Genomic DNA, 17,305 nt, shown 5'->3' on the forward strand with positions numbered 1-17,305 from the left:
GCCCTCGCGGGTCTGTGGATCAGGACGGCTCCTGCCCGGCCTTCTCCTCGACATCGCGGGCAAGCGCCTCGGTCCGAGCGGCGATCTCCTGCAGGGTCTCGGTGACTTCGGTGGGCACCACGGGCACCTCGATGCGATCCGGCTCGGGCGGCGGCGCGTCCTTCAGACTTCGCAGCTCGGCCTGATAGGCGGCGGCGCGGTCTTCCAGTTCGCGCAATTTGTCCTCCAGCCCGGCGGTCTTGTCGGCAAGCATGAGCCCGGCCATCAAGAGCATCCGCGATTCCGGGATGCGCCCGACCTGCTGGCCCAGCACCTGCGCCTCGATATCCAGCATCCGCGCGGCAGAGAGCAGATATTGTTCCTCGCCTTCCTGGCAGGCCACGTCGAAATTGCGGCCGCCGATGGTGATCTCGATCTCCGGCATCACGTCGCCTCCTGTTCAATTGCCGCCTCTTCGAGCAACGGCGCGAGCGAGGCAAGGACCGCTTGCGTCTCGGCCGCCTCGACCGCGCGCTCGGCGCGCAGCCCTTCGAGCTCGGCCAGCATCGCCTTGTTGATCAGATGCGGCTCGCCGACATTCTCGGCCAGCGCGCTGCGCAATTCCTCATTCGTGGCGCGCAGCATCTCGTTGGCCTTGCGCAACCGCTGCATTTCCTGATCGAGCGCCGCGATGTCCATTGCCGGCGCCGCTTCGCTCGAAGGCTGAGGTGCGGCCTCGGCCCGCGCCGCGTCGAGTTCCTGCCGATGCGTCTCGCGCAGCTTGCGCACCCGTTCCTCGAGCTGCGCATTGGCAAGCTTCTCTTCCTCGAGCGCCTCGCGCAGCCGTGACACCTCCTCGGCATCCGGCTCCGATGCCTGCCCGGCCGGGGCGGGAGACGCTTCGGCCGCGCGCGCCTCGATCCGTGCGACGCCTTGCGCCACACGGTCCAGCGCCGCGGTGATGCGGTGTTGCAAATCGTCGATCTGGGTCATCTGCCTGATCCCTGCTTTTCCGGCGCGCCGCCGCGGTCTGGCGCGGCAATCCGGGATTTTTTCCGTTCTTCCGAAACGAATCGCTCGGTTCTCTTGATGTGAAAGTTTAACAACCCGGCGGCAGAAATGCGCCCCCCTTCGCGCGCCATGCGCGGGGCTGCGCCTTGAACTCTGCCGCGACGCTGCTATTGAGCGCCGTGACTGACCTTCCTCTCCTGACGACAAGGACGTATGGCACGTGGATATCGAGACCCTCAAAGCGCAGAACCCTGACCACTGGACCAAGGCCGCCGCGATCCGCGCCCTTACGCTGGATGCCGTGGCCGAAGCAAATTCGGGCCATTCCGGAATGCCGATCGGCATGGCCGATGTTGCCACCGTTCTTTACCAGAACCACCTGAAATTCGACGCCGCCCATCCCGATTGGCACGACCGCGACCGGTTCATCCTTTCGGCGGGCCACGGCTCGATGCTGCTGTATTCCCTGCTTTACCTGACGGGCGATCCGGAGATCACGCTGGAGGAAATCAGGAACTTCCGCCAATGGGGCGCGAAAACCGCCGGGCACCCCGAGAATTTCCTCGCCCGCGCCATCGAGACGACGACCGGCCCGCTCGGTCAGGGCATCGCAAATTCCGTCGGCTTCGCGATGGCCGAAGAAGCCCTGCGCGCGCGGTTCGGCAAGAAGCTGGTCGATCACCATACCTATGTGATCGCAGGTGACGGTTGCCTGATGGAAGGTATCAGCCACGAGGCCATCGGCATCGCCGGACGGCAGAAACTCTCGCGGCTGATCGTCTTCTGGGACAACAACAACATCACCATCGACGGCAAGGTCGATCTGTCCGATTGCACCGATCAGGTGACGCGGTTCGAAGCCTCCGGCTGGCATGTCCAGGAGATCGACGGGCATGACCCCGCCGCCATCGACGCTGCGATCACGGCGGCCAAAAAGGACGATCGCCCCTCGATGATCGCTTGCAAGACGCATATCGCGCTCGGCCATGCGGCGCAGGACACCTCTAAGGGCCACGGCGCGCTTACCGATGCCGACCAGAACGCCGCCGCAAAGGCCGAATGGGGCTGGACCACCGGCCCGTTCGAAGTGCCCTCGGAGATCAAATCCGCCTGGGAAGAGATTGGCCGCCGCGGCGCGGACGCGCGCAAGGCGTGGCAGGAACGGCTGGAGGGCATGTCTTCCTCGAAACAGGCGGAATTCGCCCGCACGATGGCCGGCGACGCGCCGAAAAAGCTGTCCTCGACAATCAAGGCACTGAAAAAGCAGGTCAGCGAAACGGCGCCCAAGGTGGCAACGCGCAAGTCCTCGGAAATGGTGCTGGAGGTCGTCAACCCGATCCTGCCGGAAACCTTCGGCGGCTCGGCCGATCTGACCGGCTCGAACAACACGAAAACCGGCGATCTGGATGTGTTCGATGTGGGCAACCGCAAGGGCCGCTACATGTATTGGGGCATCCGCGAACATGGCATGGCCTCGGCGATGAACGGCATGGCGCTGCATGGCGGCATCCGGCCCTATGGCGGCACGTTCATGTGCTTTACCGACTACGCCCGCCCCGCAATGCGCCTTGCCGCGCTGATGAAGGTGCCGACGGTCTTCGTGATGACCCATGACAGCATCGGCCTTGGCGAGGACGGCCCGACGCACCAGCCGGTCGAGCATCTGGCGATCAGCCGCGCGACGCCGAACACGCTTGTCTTCCGCCCCGCCGACACGGTGGAAACGGCGGAGGCCTGGGAAATCGCGCTGACGCAGAAGGCCACGCCTTCGGTGCTGTCGCTCACCCGGCAGGGGCTGTCGACGGTGCGGACCGAGCACAAGACCAAGAATCTCACCGCGCAGGGCGCCTATGTTCTGGCCGATGCGGAGGGCAAGCGGCAGGCGATCCTGATGGCGACAGGCTCCGAGGTCGAGATCGCGATGGCCGCGCGGGACATTCTGCAGGATGAAGGGATCGGCACGCGCGTGGTCTCGATGCCGTGCTGGGAGCTCTTCGAGGAACAGGACGAGAAGTATCGCAAGCGCGTGCTGCCCGGCGGCCCGGTTCGCGTGGCCATCGAGGCCGGCATGCGCTTCGGCTGGGATCGCTGGCTCTTCGGCGAGCGCGGCAAGCGCGAGAAATCGGGCTTCGTCGGGATGCACGGCTTCGGTGCCTCGGCCCCGGCGGACAAGCTCTATGAAGAGTTCGGGATCACGGCGGACGCTGTCGCTCAAAAAGTGCGCGACCTCGTCGCCGGACATTGGCAACCCGATCCGCGCGTTTGACTTCGGGCGCCGCGATGGGCCCAGGGTGTCGATGCGTCAACGCATCGAAGAAAATGCGTCGCCGCATTTTTGCGCTTGCTTCGCCGAAGCGCTGACCGTGACCCGCTCGCATGTCGCGCGGGATGCGGAAGCGCAATTCGGTCTGGCCCGCCTTGCCGCTCAGCGGTGAGGCGCGGCGCCCTCCGGCGCGGCCCGCCGGAAGACCGGCCGCGCCCGTTCCGACAGTGGCGGAGGGTCACGGTCCACGATCAGGCGCACGGGATCGCGGTTGCAGAAGATGACGAATTGATCGCCGTTTTCGACAAGTGTGAAGCCGCGTTTGAGCACTTCCTGAGCGAACGCCTCGCGCCCGACATAGCGTTCCACATCGCGCACCGCGCGATGCAGGACGCCGCCCCGGCCCACCGCCTTGGCGGAGAAGACGTTGCGGACCCAGTTTTCCGATTCGAGATAAGCAGGTATGGTCATGACGCGATCTAACCGCGCGAAGATTTAGGATCGGTTAATGCGCGTTCTAGATCCCCGAGGGCATGATCGCGCGCCAGATCGGGGCGACCAACTTCGTGCCGATGGGGATGAGCACAAGCCCCAGCGCCAGCCCCAGAACGCCGTCCATCGCCGCGATCGCCGCCCATTGGCCGAACCCGCCGCCGCCGCCCGAAATCGCGACCGCGATGTCGTGGATGACGTGCTCCGGCGCGGCCCAGCCCAGTTCGGCCAGACCGTGCACGATGATATTGCCGCCCACCCAGAGCATTGCCGCCGTGCCGATCACCGTCAGCGCCTTGAGCAGTTTCGGCATCGCGCGCACGACCCCCCGGCCGAACCCGCGCGTCGCGCCGAGCCGTCCGTTCTGCGCCAGCCAAAGCCCGATATCGTCGAGTTTCACGATCAAGGCGACGCTGCCATAGACCGCCAGCGTGATCATCACCGCCACCGCGGCAAGTGTCGCGGCCTCCATCCAGAACGTGCTTTGCGGGATGGCCGACAGCGCGATGGTCATGATCTCGGCCGACAGGATGAAATCGGTCTTGATCGCGCCCTTGATCTTCTGTTCCTCCAGATGGGCCGGATCTCCGATGGCGTGGCTGCCATCCGGCCCCGGATCGTGACCGCCGCTGGAGAAAAGCGCATGCGCGATCTTCTCCGCGCCTTCGAAACAAAGATACGCCCCGCCGAGCATCAGCAGCGGCGGAATGGCCCAGGGCGCGAAGTTGGAAAGCGCGAGCCCCACCGGCAAAAGAAACACCAGCTTGTTGATGATCGACCCGCGCCCGATGCGCCAGATGATCGGCAGCTCGCGGCTCGCCTCGAAGCCCGAGACATATTTCGGCGTCACCGCGGCATCGTCGATCACCGCGCCGGCGGCCTTCGATCCGGCCTTCATCGCCTGCCCCATCACATCGTCCACCGAGGCCGCCGCGATCTTCGCGATCCCGGCCACATCGTCCAAAAGGGCAAGCAATCCGCTCATCTTCGTCTCCCGTCCATGCGCCTCAAAGCCTAACGTCTCGGCGCGCGCGCCGCCAGCGTGCAGCATCCTGCACCCAACGCCGGACGTGCCGATCCGTTTCCGCAGATCACGCGCGCGTGTTAGCGCAAGCAGGCGCCGGCGCGCGACGTTTATCGCTAACATCCTGTAGAAAAACGGTTTTTGCCTTTCGCCACCCAATCTCCGACGCTATAGCGGGCGGAGAATCTTGCAGGAGAGATGGGTCATGACAGTCACACTTGGGATCAACGGGTTCGGGCGGATCGGCCGCTCCACGCTGGCACATATCGCCGAAAGCTCGCGCAATGACGTTCAGGTGGTGAAGATCAACGCCACCGGCCCGATCGAGACCAACGCCCATCTTTTGCGCTATGACAGCGTGCATGGCCGGTTCGGCGGCGACGTGAAGGTGAGCGGCGACACGATGGATCTCGGGCGCGGCCCGATGAAGGTGTTCTCGACCTACGATCCGTCCGAGCTCGACTGGTCCGGCTGCGACGTGGTGCTGGAATGCACGGGCAAGTTCAACGATGGCGACAAGGCCGGCATCCATATGGAGCGCGGCGCGAAATCGGTTCTGATCTCGGCACCTGCGAAAAACGTGCAGAAAACCGTTGTCTACGGCGTCAACCACCGCGATCTTGCGGCGGGGGACGTGATGATCTCGAACGGCTCCTGCACGACGAATTGCCTTGCACCGCTGGCCAAGGTGCTGGACGAGGCCATCGGCATCGAGAGCGGCGTCATGACGACGATCCATTCCTATACCGGCGATCAGCCGACGCTGGACCGGCGTCACAAGGATCTCTACCGCGCCCGCGCCGCTGCGATGGCGATGATTCCGACCTCGACCGGCGCGGCAAAGGCGCTTGGCGAAGTGCTGCCGAACCTCAGGGGCAAGCTCGACGGTTCCGCCATGCGTGTGCCGACGCCGAATGTCTCGGCGGTCGATCTGACCTTCTATGCAGGCAAGGACGTGACCGTCGAGAACGTCAACGAGGTGGTTCGCGAGGCTGCGGCGACGCATATGGGCACGGTGCTGTCCTATGATCCCGAACCCAAGGTCTCGATCGATTTCAACCACACCACGCACAGCTCGATCTTCGCGCCGGACCAGACCAAGGTCGTCGGCAAGCGCATGGTGCGCGTGCTGGCCTGGTATGACAACGAATGGGGCTTCTCGGCGCGCATGGCCGATGTCGCCGGTGCAATGGGTCGGCTTCTGCACTGACTCTGTCCAAACCGAGCCACGGTGATCGCGGGCCCGGATGCGTCGACGCATCCGGGTCTTTTCTTTGAAGAAAAGACCCTGCGCAGCGGCCCGGATCGGGCGTGACAATACGGCGGCGCTCTGTCAGGATCGTGCCAAACGCAGGACCGAGGGCTTCATGACCAACAGTATCGCGATCGGGCTGGGAACGCTGATCCTTGCGGGCATCGCGGTCGATCTTGCCGTCAGCGGCGGCGATGGCGCGCTGTTTCTTGCGGCCAAGGGTCTCGATCTGCTCGATTGGGTGGCGTTCTGGCGCTAGGCCGGATCCGGTCTTGACTTGCATGCGCCGCGCGCGATTGTTAGCGGTAACGCAACCGGCGGCTCCGCCGATCAAGCGAGGAAAGAGGATATGACCACGAAAGTTGCCATCAACGGATTTGGCCGCATCGGCCGCAACATCCTGCGCGCGATCATCGAATCCGGCCGCACGGATATCGAGGTGGTCGCGATCAACGATCTCGGCCCCGTCGAGACGAATGCCCATCTGCTGCAATTCGACAGCGTTCACGGCCGGTTTCCCGCCGAGGTCAAAACCTCGGAAGACAGCATCGATGTGGGGCGCGGCCCGATCAAGGTCACGGCAGAGCGCAATCCCGCCGATCTGCCTTGGTCCGACGTGGATGTGGTGCTGGAATGCACCGGCATCTTCACCTCGAAAGACGCGGCGCAGGCGCATCTGGAAAACGGCGCCAGTCGCGTTTTGATTTCGGCTCCGGGCAAGGATGCGGACAAGACCATTGTCTATGGCGTCAACCACGAGACGCTGACCGCCGATGACCATATCGTCTCGAACGCCTCCTGCACGACCAATTGCCTCGCGCCGGTGGCTTATGTCCTGAACGAGGCCATCGGGATCGAGCGCGGCTTCATGACGACGATCCATTCCTATACCGGCGACCAGCCGACGCTCGACACGATGCACAAGGATCTCTACCGCGCCCGCGCCGCCGCGCTCAGCATGATCCCGACTTCCACCGGCGCGGCCAAGGCGGTGGGGCTTGTCCTGCCCGAGTTGAACGGCAAGCTCGACGGCGTGGCGATCCGCGTGCCGACGCCGAATGTCTCGGTCGTCGATCTGACCTTCACCGCGTCGCGCGACACCAGCCTGGATGAGATCAACGACGCGATCCGCAGCGCGGCGGATGGCAAGCTCAAGGGCATTCTCGGCTATACCGACCGCAAGCTGGTCTCCTCGGATTTCAACCACGATCCCCATTCCTCGATCTTCGCCACCGATCAGACCAAGGTGATGGACGGCACGATGGTGCGAATCCTGACCTGGTATGACAATGAATGGGGCTTCTCCAATCGCATGGCCGATACCGCCGTGGCGATGGGCAAGCTCATCTGATCCGGGCAGGGGCGGTTTCGCGCCGCCCCTCCTGACCCTTGCATCAATTGCAACCCGCCTATTCGGTCCGGGCGCTTGTGCTGCGCCGCAGCATGGTTATCTGTCTCGCGTGTTCGTTAGCGCGAACATATGACGCCAGAGCAAGAAAGGACTGACGATGGCCCAATTCATGTCTTCCCTGCGCGCCCGGCTGAACAAGCGGGCCGCCTATAACCGCACGGTTCGCGAGATCCGGGCGATGCCCCGCGATGTCGCGCTCGATCTGGACATCTATCCGGGCGATGCGGAAAAAATCGCGCGCAAGGCTGTTTACGGGATCTGACCCAAGCGGCCTCGCCGACGCCACCCTGCCGCGCGTCTTCGCGCGGCTTTGTCGTTCAAGACGCCCGGTTCAGGTTCCGAACTTCCCCGCCAACGCATCTTGCACGGGTTTCGTGACGAACTTGCTGACATCGCCGCCCAGTCGCGCGATTTCCTTGACTAGTTTCGAGGCGATCGCCTGGTGCCGCGCTTCGGCCATGAGAAAGACGGTTTCGATATCGTCGTCCAGTGCACGGTTCATGCCGACCATCTGGAACTCGTATTCGAAATCCGAGACCGCCCTCAGCCCGCGCACGATCAGCGTCGCGTTCACGTCATTGGCGCAATCGATCAGCAGGTTCTCGAACGGATGCACGACAAGCTCGATCCCGGTCTGCCCGGACAGGGTCCGGCATTCGGCCTCGATCATCTCGACCCGCTCTTCGAGATCGAAGAGCGGACCCTTGTCACGGTTGATCGCAACGCCGATCACAAGGCGATCCACCAGAACGCTGGCGCGGCGGATGATATCCACATGGCCCAGGGTGATCGGATCGAACGTTCCGGGATAAAGACCGATGCGCATGGGCGCCCTCCGAATAGTGCCGTCTCGCGCCTGAATGGCACCGGAGCGGGCGGCGGATCAAGCCGATCCGCCGAAAAACCCGTTCAATGGCCCATGATCATGCCTTCGAGGGCACTCTTTTCCATCGCGAGTTCCGTTAGCCGCGCCTTGACCACGTCGCCGATGGTGATGAGCCCGACCATCTTGCCCTCCTCGACCACCGGCATATGGCGAAAGCGGCCTTCGGTCATCTGCGCGAGGATGTGGTCTGCGTCGTCATTGCGTGCGCAGGTCACAAGTTCCGATGTCATATAGGCCTTCGCCGGTTCGGAAAGGCACCCCGCGCCCTGCCGCGAAAGCTCGCGCACGATATCGCGCTCCGAGAGGATGCCGAGCGCCTTTTCGCCATCATCGGAGATCACCACCGTGCCGATACGCTTTTCAGCGAGGATCTTCGCTACCTCCGCGATGGCGGTGTCGGACTTGACCGAAACGACCGCATCCGTGGCCTTGCTTTTGAGAATGTGGTGCACTTGCATTGTGGTGGTCCTCCGATCCCGTGTCACCCCAGCGTTCCCAGAGCGCGGGAGCATGTCAAGTGTTTCCAGCCAGAGCCTCAAGCCGCGACACCTCGCTGCGGACCGCCTGCACCAATGCGCGCGCGAAGCGGCTGATCCGGTCGAGCCGCCGATCCTCGGCATGGCGCACCAGATAGAAGCTGCGCTTGAAGGAGACTTCACCGGCAAGAACCCGCTCGACCCCCGGCGCGAAGGGCAGCGCGAAATCATGCGCGACCCCGATGCCGCCATGCCGGCGCAGCAGGTTCAATTGCACCGAGGCGGAGTTCGACGCGAGCGCCACGCGGTCCAGCCCCAGATCGCTGAGATAGTCGAGCTCCTTGTCGAAGATCATGTCGGGGATGTAGCCGACGATGCGATGCGCGCGCAGATCGGCCGGCGCCTTCAGGGGCGGCGCACCGGAGAGATAAGTCCGGCTGGCGGCGAGGTGCAGGTGGTAATCGGAGATCCGCTGGAAGGACAGCCGCGCGGCGGCGGGCGGGCTGACGGTGATCGCCATATCCGCTTCGCGTCGTGACAGGTTGACCACACGCGGCAGGGCGACGATCTGCAAATCCAGCCCCCTATGCGCCTGCCCCAGATCGGCCAGCACCCTCGGCAGGACGAAATTCGCACAGCCATCCGGCGCGCCGATGCGGATCTGGCCCGAAAGCGTTTCCGCATCACCGTCCAGCGCGGAAGCCGCGCCCTGCATCGCGCGCTCGGCATCCTCGGCAGGGGCGACGAGCCGCGTTCCTGCATCCGTCAGCGCATAGCCGCGCGGGCTTTTGACGAAAAGCGCCTGCCCTACTCTCTCTTCAAGCCGGGCGATGCGCCGCCCCACCGTCGCGGCATCCATCCGCAAGGCGCGCCCCGCGCCCGAGAGCGTTTCGCTCCGCAGAACCGCGAGGAAAATGCGCAGATCGTCCCAGCTTTCCATCGGCATCCTTTGCAAAAACGCAAAACCTCTTTGGAAGATTGCCCCTTTTCCCCGCATTTTTGCAAGACTAACCTGCGCCCGAAGCCCCAAAGGAGGATCCCATGCATGAGTTGACCCATTACATCGACGGCGCCCATGTCGAAGGCACATCAGGCCGCACATCGGACGTCTTCAATCCGGCGACGGGCGAGGTGCAGGCCAAATGCCCCCTCGCCTCGAAGGACGAAGTCGCAAAGGCGGTCGAGATCGCCGCCGCCGCGCAGCCTGCCTGGGCCGCCACCAACCCACAGCGCCGCGCGCGTGTGATGATGGAGTTCGTTCGCCTGCTCAACCGCGACATGGACAAGCTCGCCGAGGCGCTGAGCCGCGAGCATGGCAAGACCCTGCCCGATGCCAAGGGCGATGTGCAGCGCGGGCTGGAAGTTGTGGAATACTGCATCGGCGCGCCGCAGATGCTGAAGGGCGAGTATACCGACAGCGCCGGGCCTGGCATCGATATGTATTCGATGAAACAGCCCCTGGGCGTTACCGCCGGCATCACGCCCTTCAACTTCCCCGCCATGATCCCGATGTGGATGTTCGCGCCCGCCATCGTCTGCGGCAATGCCTTCATCCTCAAACCCTCCGAGCGCGATCCCTCGGTGCCGCTGATGCTGGCCGAGCTGATGGAGGAAGCCGGCCTGCCCAAGGGCATTCTACAAGTTGTCAATGGCGACAAGGAAGCGGTCGATGCGCTGCTCGATCACCCGGTGGTGCAAAGCATCGGTTTCGTCGGCTCGACCCCGATCGCCGAATATATCTACGGCAAGGGCTGTTCCAACGGCAAGCGCGTGCAGTGCTTCGGCGGTGCCAAGAACCACATGATCATCATGCCCGACGCCGATATGGACCAGGCCGCCGACGCGCTGGTCGGTGCCGGTTACGGCGCGGCGGGCGAGCGTTGCATGGCGATCTCGGTCGCGGTCCCGGTGGGCGAGGAAACCGCCGACAAGCTGATCGAAAAGCTGGTGCCGCGCATCGAGAAGCTGAAGGTCGGCCCCTACACGGCGGGCGACGACGTAGATTACGGCCCGGTCGTCACCGCCGCCGCCAAGCAGAACATCCTGGGCCTGATCCAGTCCGGTGTCGATCAGGGCGCGGAACTGGTGGTCGATGGGCGCGATTTCAGCCTGCAAGGCTATGAAGACGGGTTTTTCCTCGGCCCGCACCTCTTTGACCGCGTCACGCCCGATATGGACATCTACCGCAAGGAAATCTTCGGCCCCGTCCTGTCGACCGTGCGCGCAGGCTCGTACGAAGAGGCCATCCAACTGGCCATGGATCACGAATACGGCAACGGCACAGCGATCTTCACCCGCGACGGCGATGCGGCCCGCGATTTCGCCAACCGCATCAACATCGGCATGGTCGGTGTGAATGTGCCCATCCCGGTGCCGCTGGCCTATCACACCTTCGGCGGTTGGAAGAAATCCATGTTCGGTGACCTGAACCAGCACGGGCCGGATGCCTTCAAGTTCTACACCCGGACCAAGACCGTCACCTCGCGCTGGCCCTCCGGCATCAAGGAAGGCGGAGAGTTCAACTTCAAGGCAATGGACTGATCTGCGAGGGATCGGCGCGATAGCGCCGATCCTGCCCGTACCGGCGCCAAGGCTCCGGGAAATGGGTCGTTACGTGGTATGATAGGCTCCTTCAATCAAGGATTTCATATCATGGTCTTTTCAAATCATTTCCGGGCAGCCGCCCTCGCTGCAGTCAGCCTTTTCGCTTTCGGCCCTGCTGCCGACGCACAATCGGCAGATACCGGCGCCTCCCTGCTCTCCAGACTCGACACGCTCGCCGCCAAGACCACCGAAGAGGATCTTGCCCTGTCGGATTATCTTTCGCGCATCCGGCACTGGGCCGCTTTGGCGGAGCGGGGGGACGACATGCAACCGGCAGAGCGCAGCCTGCTCACCGCCGTGACATCTCCGATCAACACCGCCCCAGCGGCGTTCGCCATAGAACCGAACCTTCCCAAAAGTTGCACCAACGATTGCTACAAGGAGCTTCAGGACAACGACGCGGAAAGCTGCGGTGACGATGCGGGTATTTTCGATTCCTGCCATACCGGCCCGAATATCGTATTCGCGGCCTGTCTGGCCGATTGCATCCTGGATTAAGCCTATCTGAACCGCTGGCCGGGCATAGCGGGCGCGGAATACTGGCGTGTAAATAGGATCGAGGACGCGTCGCCCGACGCACTCGATTGATTGCCATGCGAATTTCGTAAAGACTGGGCGGGTTTCGACCTGCCCATTTTTTTCGTGAGATTTATGCCTGTCAGCTTCCAGATCCTGCCCCTGTTCAACCTCGTTTACACCCGGTATTCCGTTACGATGAAGGTTTCCGAAAGCCTCGTTTCGTTTCGCGAATACATGGATCACCCCCACATGCGACCCGGCCAGCGGCATGTGATCGATCTGCGCGGGATCGTCGAGATGGATCCCGATCTCGCTGCCGTCATGGCGCTCGAGGCGAACAAGGCCGAAAATCTTGTCCTGCAGGAAGCCGACACGATGGTCATCTACCTCGCCGATTGTCCGCTGTCGCGCCGGGCGGCGTCCCTTGCCTGTAATGCGTGGGAAGCGGAGCATTACGTGACTGCCGTCATCCTTGAGACGGAAGAGGCCGCACTCAACGTCCTCGGGCTTCCGCACCGCGCGCTTTGCGAGATTTTCCCGAATGCCAGCTCGCCGACGTCGCAGCACGGGTGACAGGCATCACGAAACGGCTAAACTGCGAACATCCAGCCTGAGGAGAGAAGATGCAGGAGCCGGAATTCAGCCTTGGAATCGAAGAGGAATACCTGCTTGTCGATCTCGACAGTTTCGAGCTGGCGGAAGCTCCAGAGGAGTTGATGCGCGCCTGCACGGCGGAACTCGAAGATCAGGTCAGCCCCGAATTCCTGCAATGCCAGATCGAGATCGGCACCAAGGTCTGCGCCGATATCGATGCGGCTCGCGACGATCTCAAGCGCCTGCGCAGCACGGTCGCCCGCTGCGCCGCCCAGCATAACCTCGCCCCGATCGCCGCCTCATGCCATCCGTTCGGCGACTGGAAAACCCAGGCCCGCACCGAGAAGGACCGCTACGAGGATCTCGACAATTCGCTTGCCGGGGTGGTGCGACGCATGCTGATCTGCGGCATGCATGTGCATGTCGGGCTTGGCGACGATGCGCTGCGTGCCGATCTGATGGGGCAACTGGCCTATTTCCTGCCGCACCTGCTGGCACTGTCCACCTCCTCGCCCTTCTGGCAGGGGCAGGATAGCGGGCTCGCCTCCTACCGCATTTCGGTCTTCGACAACCTGCCCCGCACCGGCCTGCCGCCGCAATTCGACAATTGGGCGGATTTCGAACGCTCGGTCTCCGCACTGGTCGATCTGGGGCTGATCGAGGACGCCTCGAAAATCTGGTGGGATCTGCGCCCCTCTTGCCGCTTCCCGACGCTGGAGACGCGCATCATGGATGTGCAGCCCCGGCTCGAGGATACGTTGACGCTCGCCGCGCTGAACCAGTGCCTGCTGCGGATGCTTTGGCGGCTGCGCATCCGCAACCAGCGCTGGCGGCGCTACGACCCGTTCCTGATCGACGAAAACCGCTGGCGCGCGCAACGCTATGGGGTCACCGACGGGCTGATCGATTTCGGCCGCGGCGCCATCGTCCCGATGGACGAGTTGGTAGGTGAAATCATCGCCTTGGTCGAAGAGGATGCCGGTATCCTCGGCTGCGCCCGCGAGATCGAACGGGCGCGCGATCTCGTCCGGAAGGGCAATGCCAGCATCCATCAGCGCGCGGCCCATGCCCGCGCGAAAGAGGCCGGCGCCGATGCGGCGGGGCAGATGCAGGCGGTGGTGCGCCACCTTGTGGAAGCCTTTCACGAGGGGCTGTGAAAGCCGCTTGCAAATCTTCTGCAACAATTGAAAATTAAACAGGCGTTCAATTCACCACATCCAGAGGGGAGCGCCGCGATGGATTTCGCCCTGACCGAGGAACAATCCGCGATCTTCGACATGGCCCACGCCTTCGGGCAGGAGCACATCGCGCCCCATGCGCGCGACTGGGAGGCGCAGGGCACCATCCCCAAGAAGCTTTGGCCGAAGGTGGGCGAGTTGGGACTTGCCGGCATCTATGTCTCCGAAGACAGCGGCGGCACCGGGCTCTCGCGGCTCGACGCCACGCTGGTTTTCGAGGCGCTCAGCATGGCCTGCCCGTCGGTCGCGGCTTTCCTGTCGATCCACAACATGTGCGCCAGGATGATCGACGCCTATGGCTCGGATGAGATGAAGGCTCGCGTCCTTCCGAAGGCACTGACGATGGAAACGGTGCTCGGCTATTGCCTGACCGAACCCGGCAGCGGATCGGACGCCGCCGCGCTGAAAACCCGCGCGGATCGCACCAATGAAGGCTACACGCTGAACGGCACCAAGGCGTTCATCTCGGGCGGCGGCTATTCGGATGCCTATATCGTCATGGCCCGCACCGGCGAGGACGGCCCGCGCGGCATCTCGGCCCTGCTGGTCGAGGACGGCGCGCCGGGGCTGAGTTTTGGCGGGCTGGAAGACAAGATGGGCTGGCGGTCACAGCCGACGCGGCAGGTGCAGTTCGACGATTGCCGCGTCGCATCAGCCAACCTGCTGGGCGAGGAAGGGCGCGGCTTCAAATACGCGATGGCGGGGCTCGATGGCGGGCGGCTCAACATCGCCGCCTGTTCGCTGGGCGCGGCGCAAGCTGGGCTGGATGCCACCCTGGCCTACATGGCCGAACGCCGCGCCTTCGGCAAATCTATCGACCAGTTCCAGGCGCTGCAATTCCGCCTTGCCGACATGGAGATCGAATTGCAGGCCGCACGCACCTTTCTGCGCCAGGCCGCCTGGAAGCTCGACAACGCCGCACCGGACGCGACGAAGTTCTGCGCCATGGCCAAGAAATTCGTCACCGAAACCGGCAGCCGCGTTGTCGATCAATGCCTGCAACTGCATGGCGGCTACGGCTATCTCGCGGATTACGGCATTGAGAAACTCGTCCGCGACCTGCGTGTTCACCAGATCCTCGAAGGCACGAACGAGATCATGCGCCTGATCGTCGCGCGCGAGATGCTTGCGACCTAGCCGTTCGCGCGCTTCTCTGTTTCAAAAATATCTCGGGGGAGTCGCGCTTGCGCGACGGGGGCAGCGCCCCCCGCCCCGCTCAATACAGGCAAAGGCATATGACAGATATCGATATCCGCCAGGACGGCCATGCCGGTCGTATCACGCTGAACCGCCCCAAGGCTCTGAACGCGCTCACGCATGAAATGTGCCTGTCCATCGAAAGCGCGCTCTGGGACTGGCGGGCCGATCCCCGGATCAAGCTCGTGCTGATCGATGCCGCCGGCGACAAGGCGTTCTGCGCGGGTGGCGATATCGCCGAGATGTATGCCACCGGCATGGCCGGCGATTACGCCTATGGCCGCAGCTTCTGGCGCGACGAATACCGCATGAACGCCCTCATCGCCGAATATCCCAAGCCCGTGGTCAGCTTTTTGCAGGGCTACACGATGGGCGGCGGGGTCGGGATCGGCTGTCACGGCTCGCATCGCGTCGTCGGCGAAAGCGCGCGGATCGCCATGCCGGAATGTGGCATCGGGCTCATCCCGGATGTGGGAGGCTCGCTGCTACTGGCGAACGCGCCGGGGCGGATCGGCGACTATCTCGCCCTGACCGCCGAGCGGATGGGGCCGGCGGATGCGATCCATGCCGGTTTTGCCGATCTCTTCATTCCCGAGGCGGATTGGAACGGGATCAAGGCGCGGCTTTGCGTCTCCGGCGAGGTCGCCGGACTGGCCCGCGCCGCCGCCGAGCCGCCCGCTTCCCAATTGCGCGAAAAGCGCGCGCAGGTCGACAGGCTCTTCAAAGCCGGCACCTATGCGGACCTCATCCGAACCTTGCGCACCAGCGACGCGGACGGCGCGGGCGAGATCCACGGCGCGCTCTCGCGCAATTCGCCGCTTTCGATGGCCTGCGCGCTCGCGATCCTCAGCCGCCTGCGCCGCGAGGGGGCCGGGATGCGCCGGGCGCTGGAATTGGAATATCGCTTCACCTCGCGCGCGATGGAACATGGCGATTTCCTCGAAGGCATCCGCGCCGCGATCATCGACAAGGACAAATCGCCGAAATGGCGGCATGATCCGGGCGATGTACCGCAAGGCGACATTGCGGCGATGCTGGCCCCGGTGGAGGGCACGCCGCTGACATTCGAACGACAGGAGTAAGGCCATGAAGATCGGGTTTATCGGGCTGGGAAACATGGGCGCGCCGATGGCGGCCAATCTGGCGCTGGCGGGTCACGAGGTCACGGGGTTCGACACCGCCGGGATCGCGGTCGACGGCGTGCACCTCGCCGGCAGCGCCGCCGAGGCGGCCCGCGATGCAGCAATCGTCGTGACCATGCTGCCCAATGGCGAGATCCTGCGCGATGTGGCCGCGCAGGTGATCCCCGAAATGCAGCGCGGCGCCGTGTTGCTCGATTGCTCGACGGTCGATGTGCAAAGCGCGCGCGCGGTCGCGCAGGAGGCGGAAAAGGCCGGGCTGCTGTCGCTCGACGCGCCGGTTTCGGGCGGGATCGGCGGCGCGCAGGCCGGCAGCCTGACCTTCATGGTGGGCGGGCCGGCGGACGCCTATCGCACCGCCCTGCCCCTGTTCGAGATCATGGGACAAAAATCGGTCCATTGCGGCGCTTCAGGCAACGGGCAGGCGGCGAAGATCTGCAACAACATGATCCTTGGCGCGACGATGATCGTGACCTGCGAAGCCTTCGCGCTGGCCGACAAGCTGGGTCTGGATCGGCAGGCGATGTTCGACGTAGTGAGCACGTCCTCGGGCTATAGCTGGTCGTTGAACGCCTATTGCCCTGCGCCCGGTATCGGCCCGCAGAGCCCTGCCGACAACGACTACAGGCCGGGCTTTGCTGCGGAACTGATGCTCAAGGATCTGCGCCTGAGCCAGCAGGCCGCCGAAAGCGCGGATGCCGACACGCCGATCGGTGCGGCGGCGACCGATCTCTATGCCCGGTTCGTCGAGGAAGAAGGCGGCAAGGGCCGCGATTTTTCCGCCATGCTTCCGCGCTTCGAAACCCGCCGCAGGGGCTGAAGGCGAGTTGATCCAGATCATATGCCGTTTTTCGAAGATGTCATAACCTGAACGAGATCACATGATTCAGGAGTTTGACATGCTGAAGAAAAACATGGGCACGACCGATCGCGTGTTGCGCGTCATCGTCGGGCTGGCGCTGCTTCTGGCCTTCTTCATGGGCGTGGGCGGCGATCTGAACTGGCTTTTCTTGATCGGGATCATCCCGGTCCTCACCGGGCTGGTGGGCTCTTGCCCGGCCTATACGCTGTTCGGGATCAACTCCTGCCCCAGATCGCGATGAAATTGTGGCGGCGCAGGAAACAGTCGCCGCCCGACTTGCTAAAATTAACCTAAATTTCAGCGCATTAAGGCCGTCTTGCCCGGCGATACCGAGGTAAATCCTTGGTTAACGGCAAGA

At 63.8% G+C, this 17,305-nt stretch carries 20 protein-coding genes; 13 read left to right on the top strand and 7 right to left on the bottom strand.

Features of this window, described 5'->3' with window-relative positions:
* Positions 1-19 precede the first annotated feature (19 nt).
* The gene (locus tag M3465_RS11170) at positions 20-424 is read right to left on the bottom strand and encodes a cell division protein ZapA (protein ID WP_249501825.1); all 405 of its coding nucleotides are present in this window, start codon (positions 422-424) and stop codon (positions 20-22) included.
* The gene (locus M3465_RS11175; protein WP_249501826.1) at positions 424-972 is read right to left on the bottom strand and encodes a hypothetical protein; all 549 of its coding nucleotides are present in this window, start codon (positions 970-972) and stop codon (positions 424-426) included. Before M3465_RS11175 ends, M3465_RS11170 begins: the two co-directional genes overlap by 1 nt.
* A 238-nt stretch (positions 973-1,210) precedes the next feature.
* Between M3465_RS11175 and tkt the strand changes: the two genes are divergently transcribed.
* Complete coding sequence (gene tkt / locus M3465_RS11180; protein ID WP_249501827.1) at positions 1,211-3,256, top strand: transketolase; 2,046 nt, start codon at positions 1,211-1,213, stop codon at positions 3,254-3,256.
* Between the two features lie 159 nt (positions 3,257-3,415).
* On the opposite strand, the gene M3465_RS11185 is transcribed toward tkt, so the two are convergent.
* Together M3465_RS11185 and M3465_RS11190 are read right to left on the bottom strand one after the other, a co-directional pair.
* Positions 3,416-3,724 carry an N-(5'-phosphoribosyl)anthranilate isomerase gene (locus M3465_RS11185; RefSeq protein WP_249501828.1) on the bottom strand — a complete coding sequence of 103 codons (309 nt, stop codon included), beginning with the start codon at positions 3,722-3,724 and terminating at the stop codon, positions 3,416-3,418.
* 46 nt (positions 3,725-3,770) lie between these two features.
* The gene (locus tag M3465_RS11190) at positions 3,771-4,730 is read right to left on the bottom strand and encodes a DUF808 domain-containing protein (RefSeq protein WP_249501829.1); all 960 of its coding nucleotides are present in this window, start codon (positions 4,728-4,730) and stop codon (positions 3,771-3,773) included.
* A 244-nt stretch (positions 4,731-4,974) separates the two neighbouring features.
* Between M3465_RS11190 and gap (M3465_RS11195) the strand changes: the two genes are divergently transcribed.
* The 4 genes from gap (M3465_RS11195) (at position 4,975) to M3465_RS11210 (ending at position 7,694) form a co-directional block, all read left to right on the top strand.
* Complete coding sequence (gene gap / locus M3465_RS11195) at positions 4,975-5,979, top strand: type I glyceraldehyde-3-phosphate dehydrogenase (RefSeq protein ID WP_249501830.1); 1,005 nt, start codon at positions 4,975-4,977, stop codon at positions 5,977-5,979.
* A 157-nt stretch (positions 5,980-6,136) separates the two neighbouring features.
* Complete coding sequence (locus tag M3465_RS11200) at positions 6,137-6,280, top strand: hypothetical protein (protein WP_249501831.1); 144 nt, start codon at positions 6,137-6,139, stop codon at positions 6,278-6,280.
* Between the two features lie 90 nt (positions 6,281-6,370).
* Positions 6,371-7,372 (top strand): type I glyceraldehyde-3-phosphate dehydrogenase, encoded by a 1,002-nt coding sequence (gene gap / locus M3465_RS11205; RefSeq protein WP_249501832.1) that lies wholly within the window; start codon positions 6,371-6,373, stop codon positions 7,370-7,372.
* A 157-nt stretch (positions 7,373-7,529) separates the two neighbouring features.
* Positions 7,530-7,694 (top strand): hypothetical protein, encoded by a 165-nt coding sequence (locus M3465_RS11210; protein WP_249501833.1) that lies wholly within the window; start codon positions 7,530-7,532, stop codon positions 7,692-7,694.
* A 69-nt stretch (positions 7,695-7,763) separates the two neighbouring features.
* Here the strand turns inward: M3465_RS11210 and coaD are convergent, their stop codons facing one another.
* The 3 genes from coaD to M3465_RS11225 form a co-directional block, all read right to left on the bottom strand.
* The gene (gene coaD, locus M3465_RS11215) at positions 7,764-8,258 is read right to left on the bottom strand and encodes a pantetheine-phosphate adenylyltransferase (RefSeq protein ID WP_249501834.1); all 495 of its coding nucleotides are present in this window, start codon (positions 8,256-8,258) and stop codon (positions 7,764-7,766) included.
* Between the two features lie 83 nt (positions 8,259-8,341).
* Positions 8,342-8,776 (bottom strand): CBS domain-containing protein, encoded by a 435-nt coding sequence (locus M3465_RS11220; RefSeq protein WP_249501835.1) that lies wholly within the window; start codon positions 8,774-8,776, stop codon positions 8,342-8,344.
* Between the two features lie 55 nt (positions 8,777-8,831).
* Positions 8,832-9,734 (bottom strand): LysR family transcriptional regulator, encoded by a 903-nt coding sequence (locus M3465_RS11225; RefSeq protein ID WP_502846113.1) that lies wholly within the window; start codon positions 9,732-9,734, stop codon positions 8,832-8,834.
* Positions 9,735-9,835: 101 nt separating this feature from the next.
* Between M3465_RS11225 and M3465_RS11230 the strand changes: the two genes are divergently transcribed.
* From M3465_RS11230 to M3465_RS11265, 8 genes are all read left to right on the top strand, one after another.
* Complete coding sequence (locus tag M3465_RS11230; protein WP_249501836.1) at positions 9,836-11,335, top strand: CoA-acylating methylmalonate-semialdehyde dehydrogenase; 1,500 nt, start codon at positions 9,836-9,838, stop codon at positions 11,333-11,335.
* Positions 11,336-11,446: 111 nt separating this feature from the next.
* Positions 11,447-11,896, top strand: a complete 450-nt coding sequence (locus M3465_RS11235) for a hypothetical protein (RefSeq protein ID WP_249501837.1) — start codon at positions 11,447-11,449, stop codon at positions 11,894-11,896.
* Between the two features lie 153 nt (positions 11,897-12,049).
* On the top strand, positions 12,050-12,490 hold the full coding sequence (locus tag M3465_RS11240) for a hypothetical protein (protein ID WP_249501838.1): 441 nt from the start codon (positions 12,050-12,052) through the stop codon (positions 12,488-12,490).
* A gap of 50 nt (positions 12,491-12,540) precedes the next feature.
* On the top strand, positions 12,541-13,668 hold the full coding sequence (locus M3465_RS11245; RefSeq protein ID WP_249501839.1) for a carboxylate-amine ligase: 1,128 nt from the start codon (positions 12,541-12,543) through the stop codon (positions 13,666-13,668).
* 78 nt (positions 13,669-13,746) lie between these two features.
* The gene (locus M3465_RS11250; protein WP_249501840.1) at positions 13,747-14,886 is read left to right on the top strand and encodes an acyl-CoA dehydrogenase family protein; all 1,140 of its coding nucleotides are present in this window, start codon (positions 13,747-13,749) and stop codon (positions 14,884-14,886) included.
* Between the two features lie 98 nt (positions 14,887-14,984).
* A complete protein-coding gene (locus M3465_RS11255) occupies positions 14,985-16,028 on the top strand; it encodes an enoyl-CoA hydratase/isomerase family protein (RefSeq protein ID WP_249501841.1) in 1,044 nt (347 codons plus the stop codon).
* 4 nt (positions 16,029-16,032) lie between these two features.
* Positions 16,033-16,905 (top strand): 3-hydroxyisobutyrate dehydrogenase, encoded by an 873-nt coding sequence (gene mmsB / locus M3465_RS11260; protein WP_249501842.1) that lies wholly within the window; start codon positions 16,033-16,035, stop codon positions 16,903-16,905.
* A gap of 79 nt (positions 16,906-16,984) precedes the next feature.
* Positions 16,985-17,188: a YgaP family membrane protein gene (locus tag M3465_RS11265; RefSeq protein WP_249501843.1), complete on the top strand. Its 204-nt coding sequence runs from the start codon at positions 16,985-16,987 to the stop codon at positions 17,186-17,188.
* The last annotated feature ends 117 nt before the right edge of the window (positions 17,189-17,305 follow it).

The sequence above is a fragment of the Marivita sp. GX14005 genome (genome assembly GCF_023370775.1).
Lineage (GTDB): Bacteria > Pseudomonadota > Alphaproteobacteria > Rhodobacterales > Rhodobacteraceae > Marivita.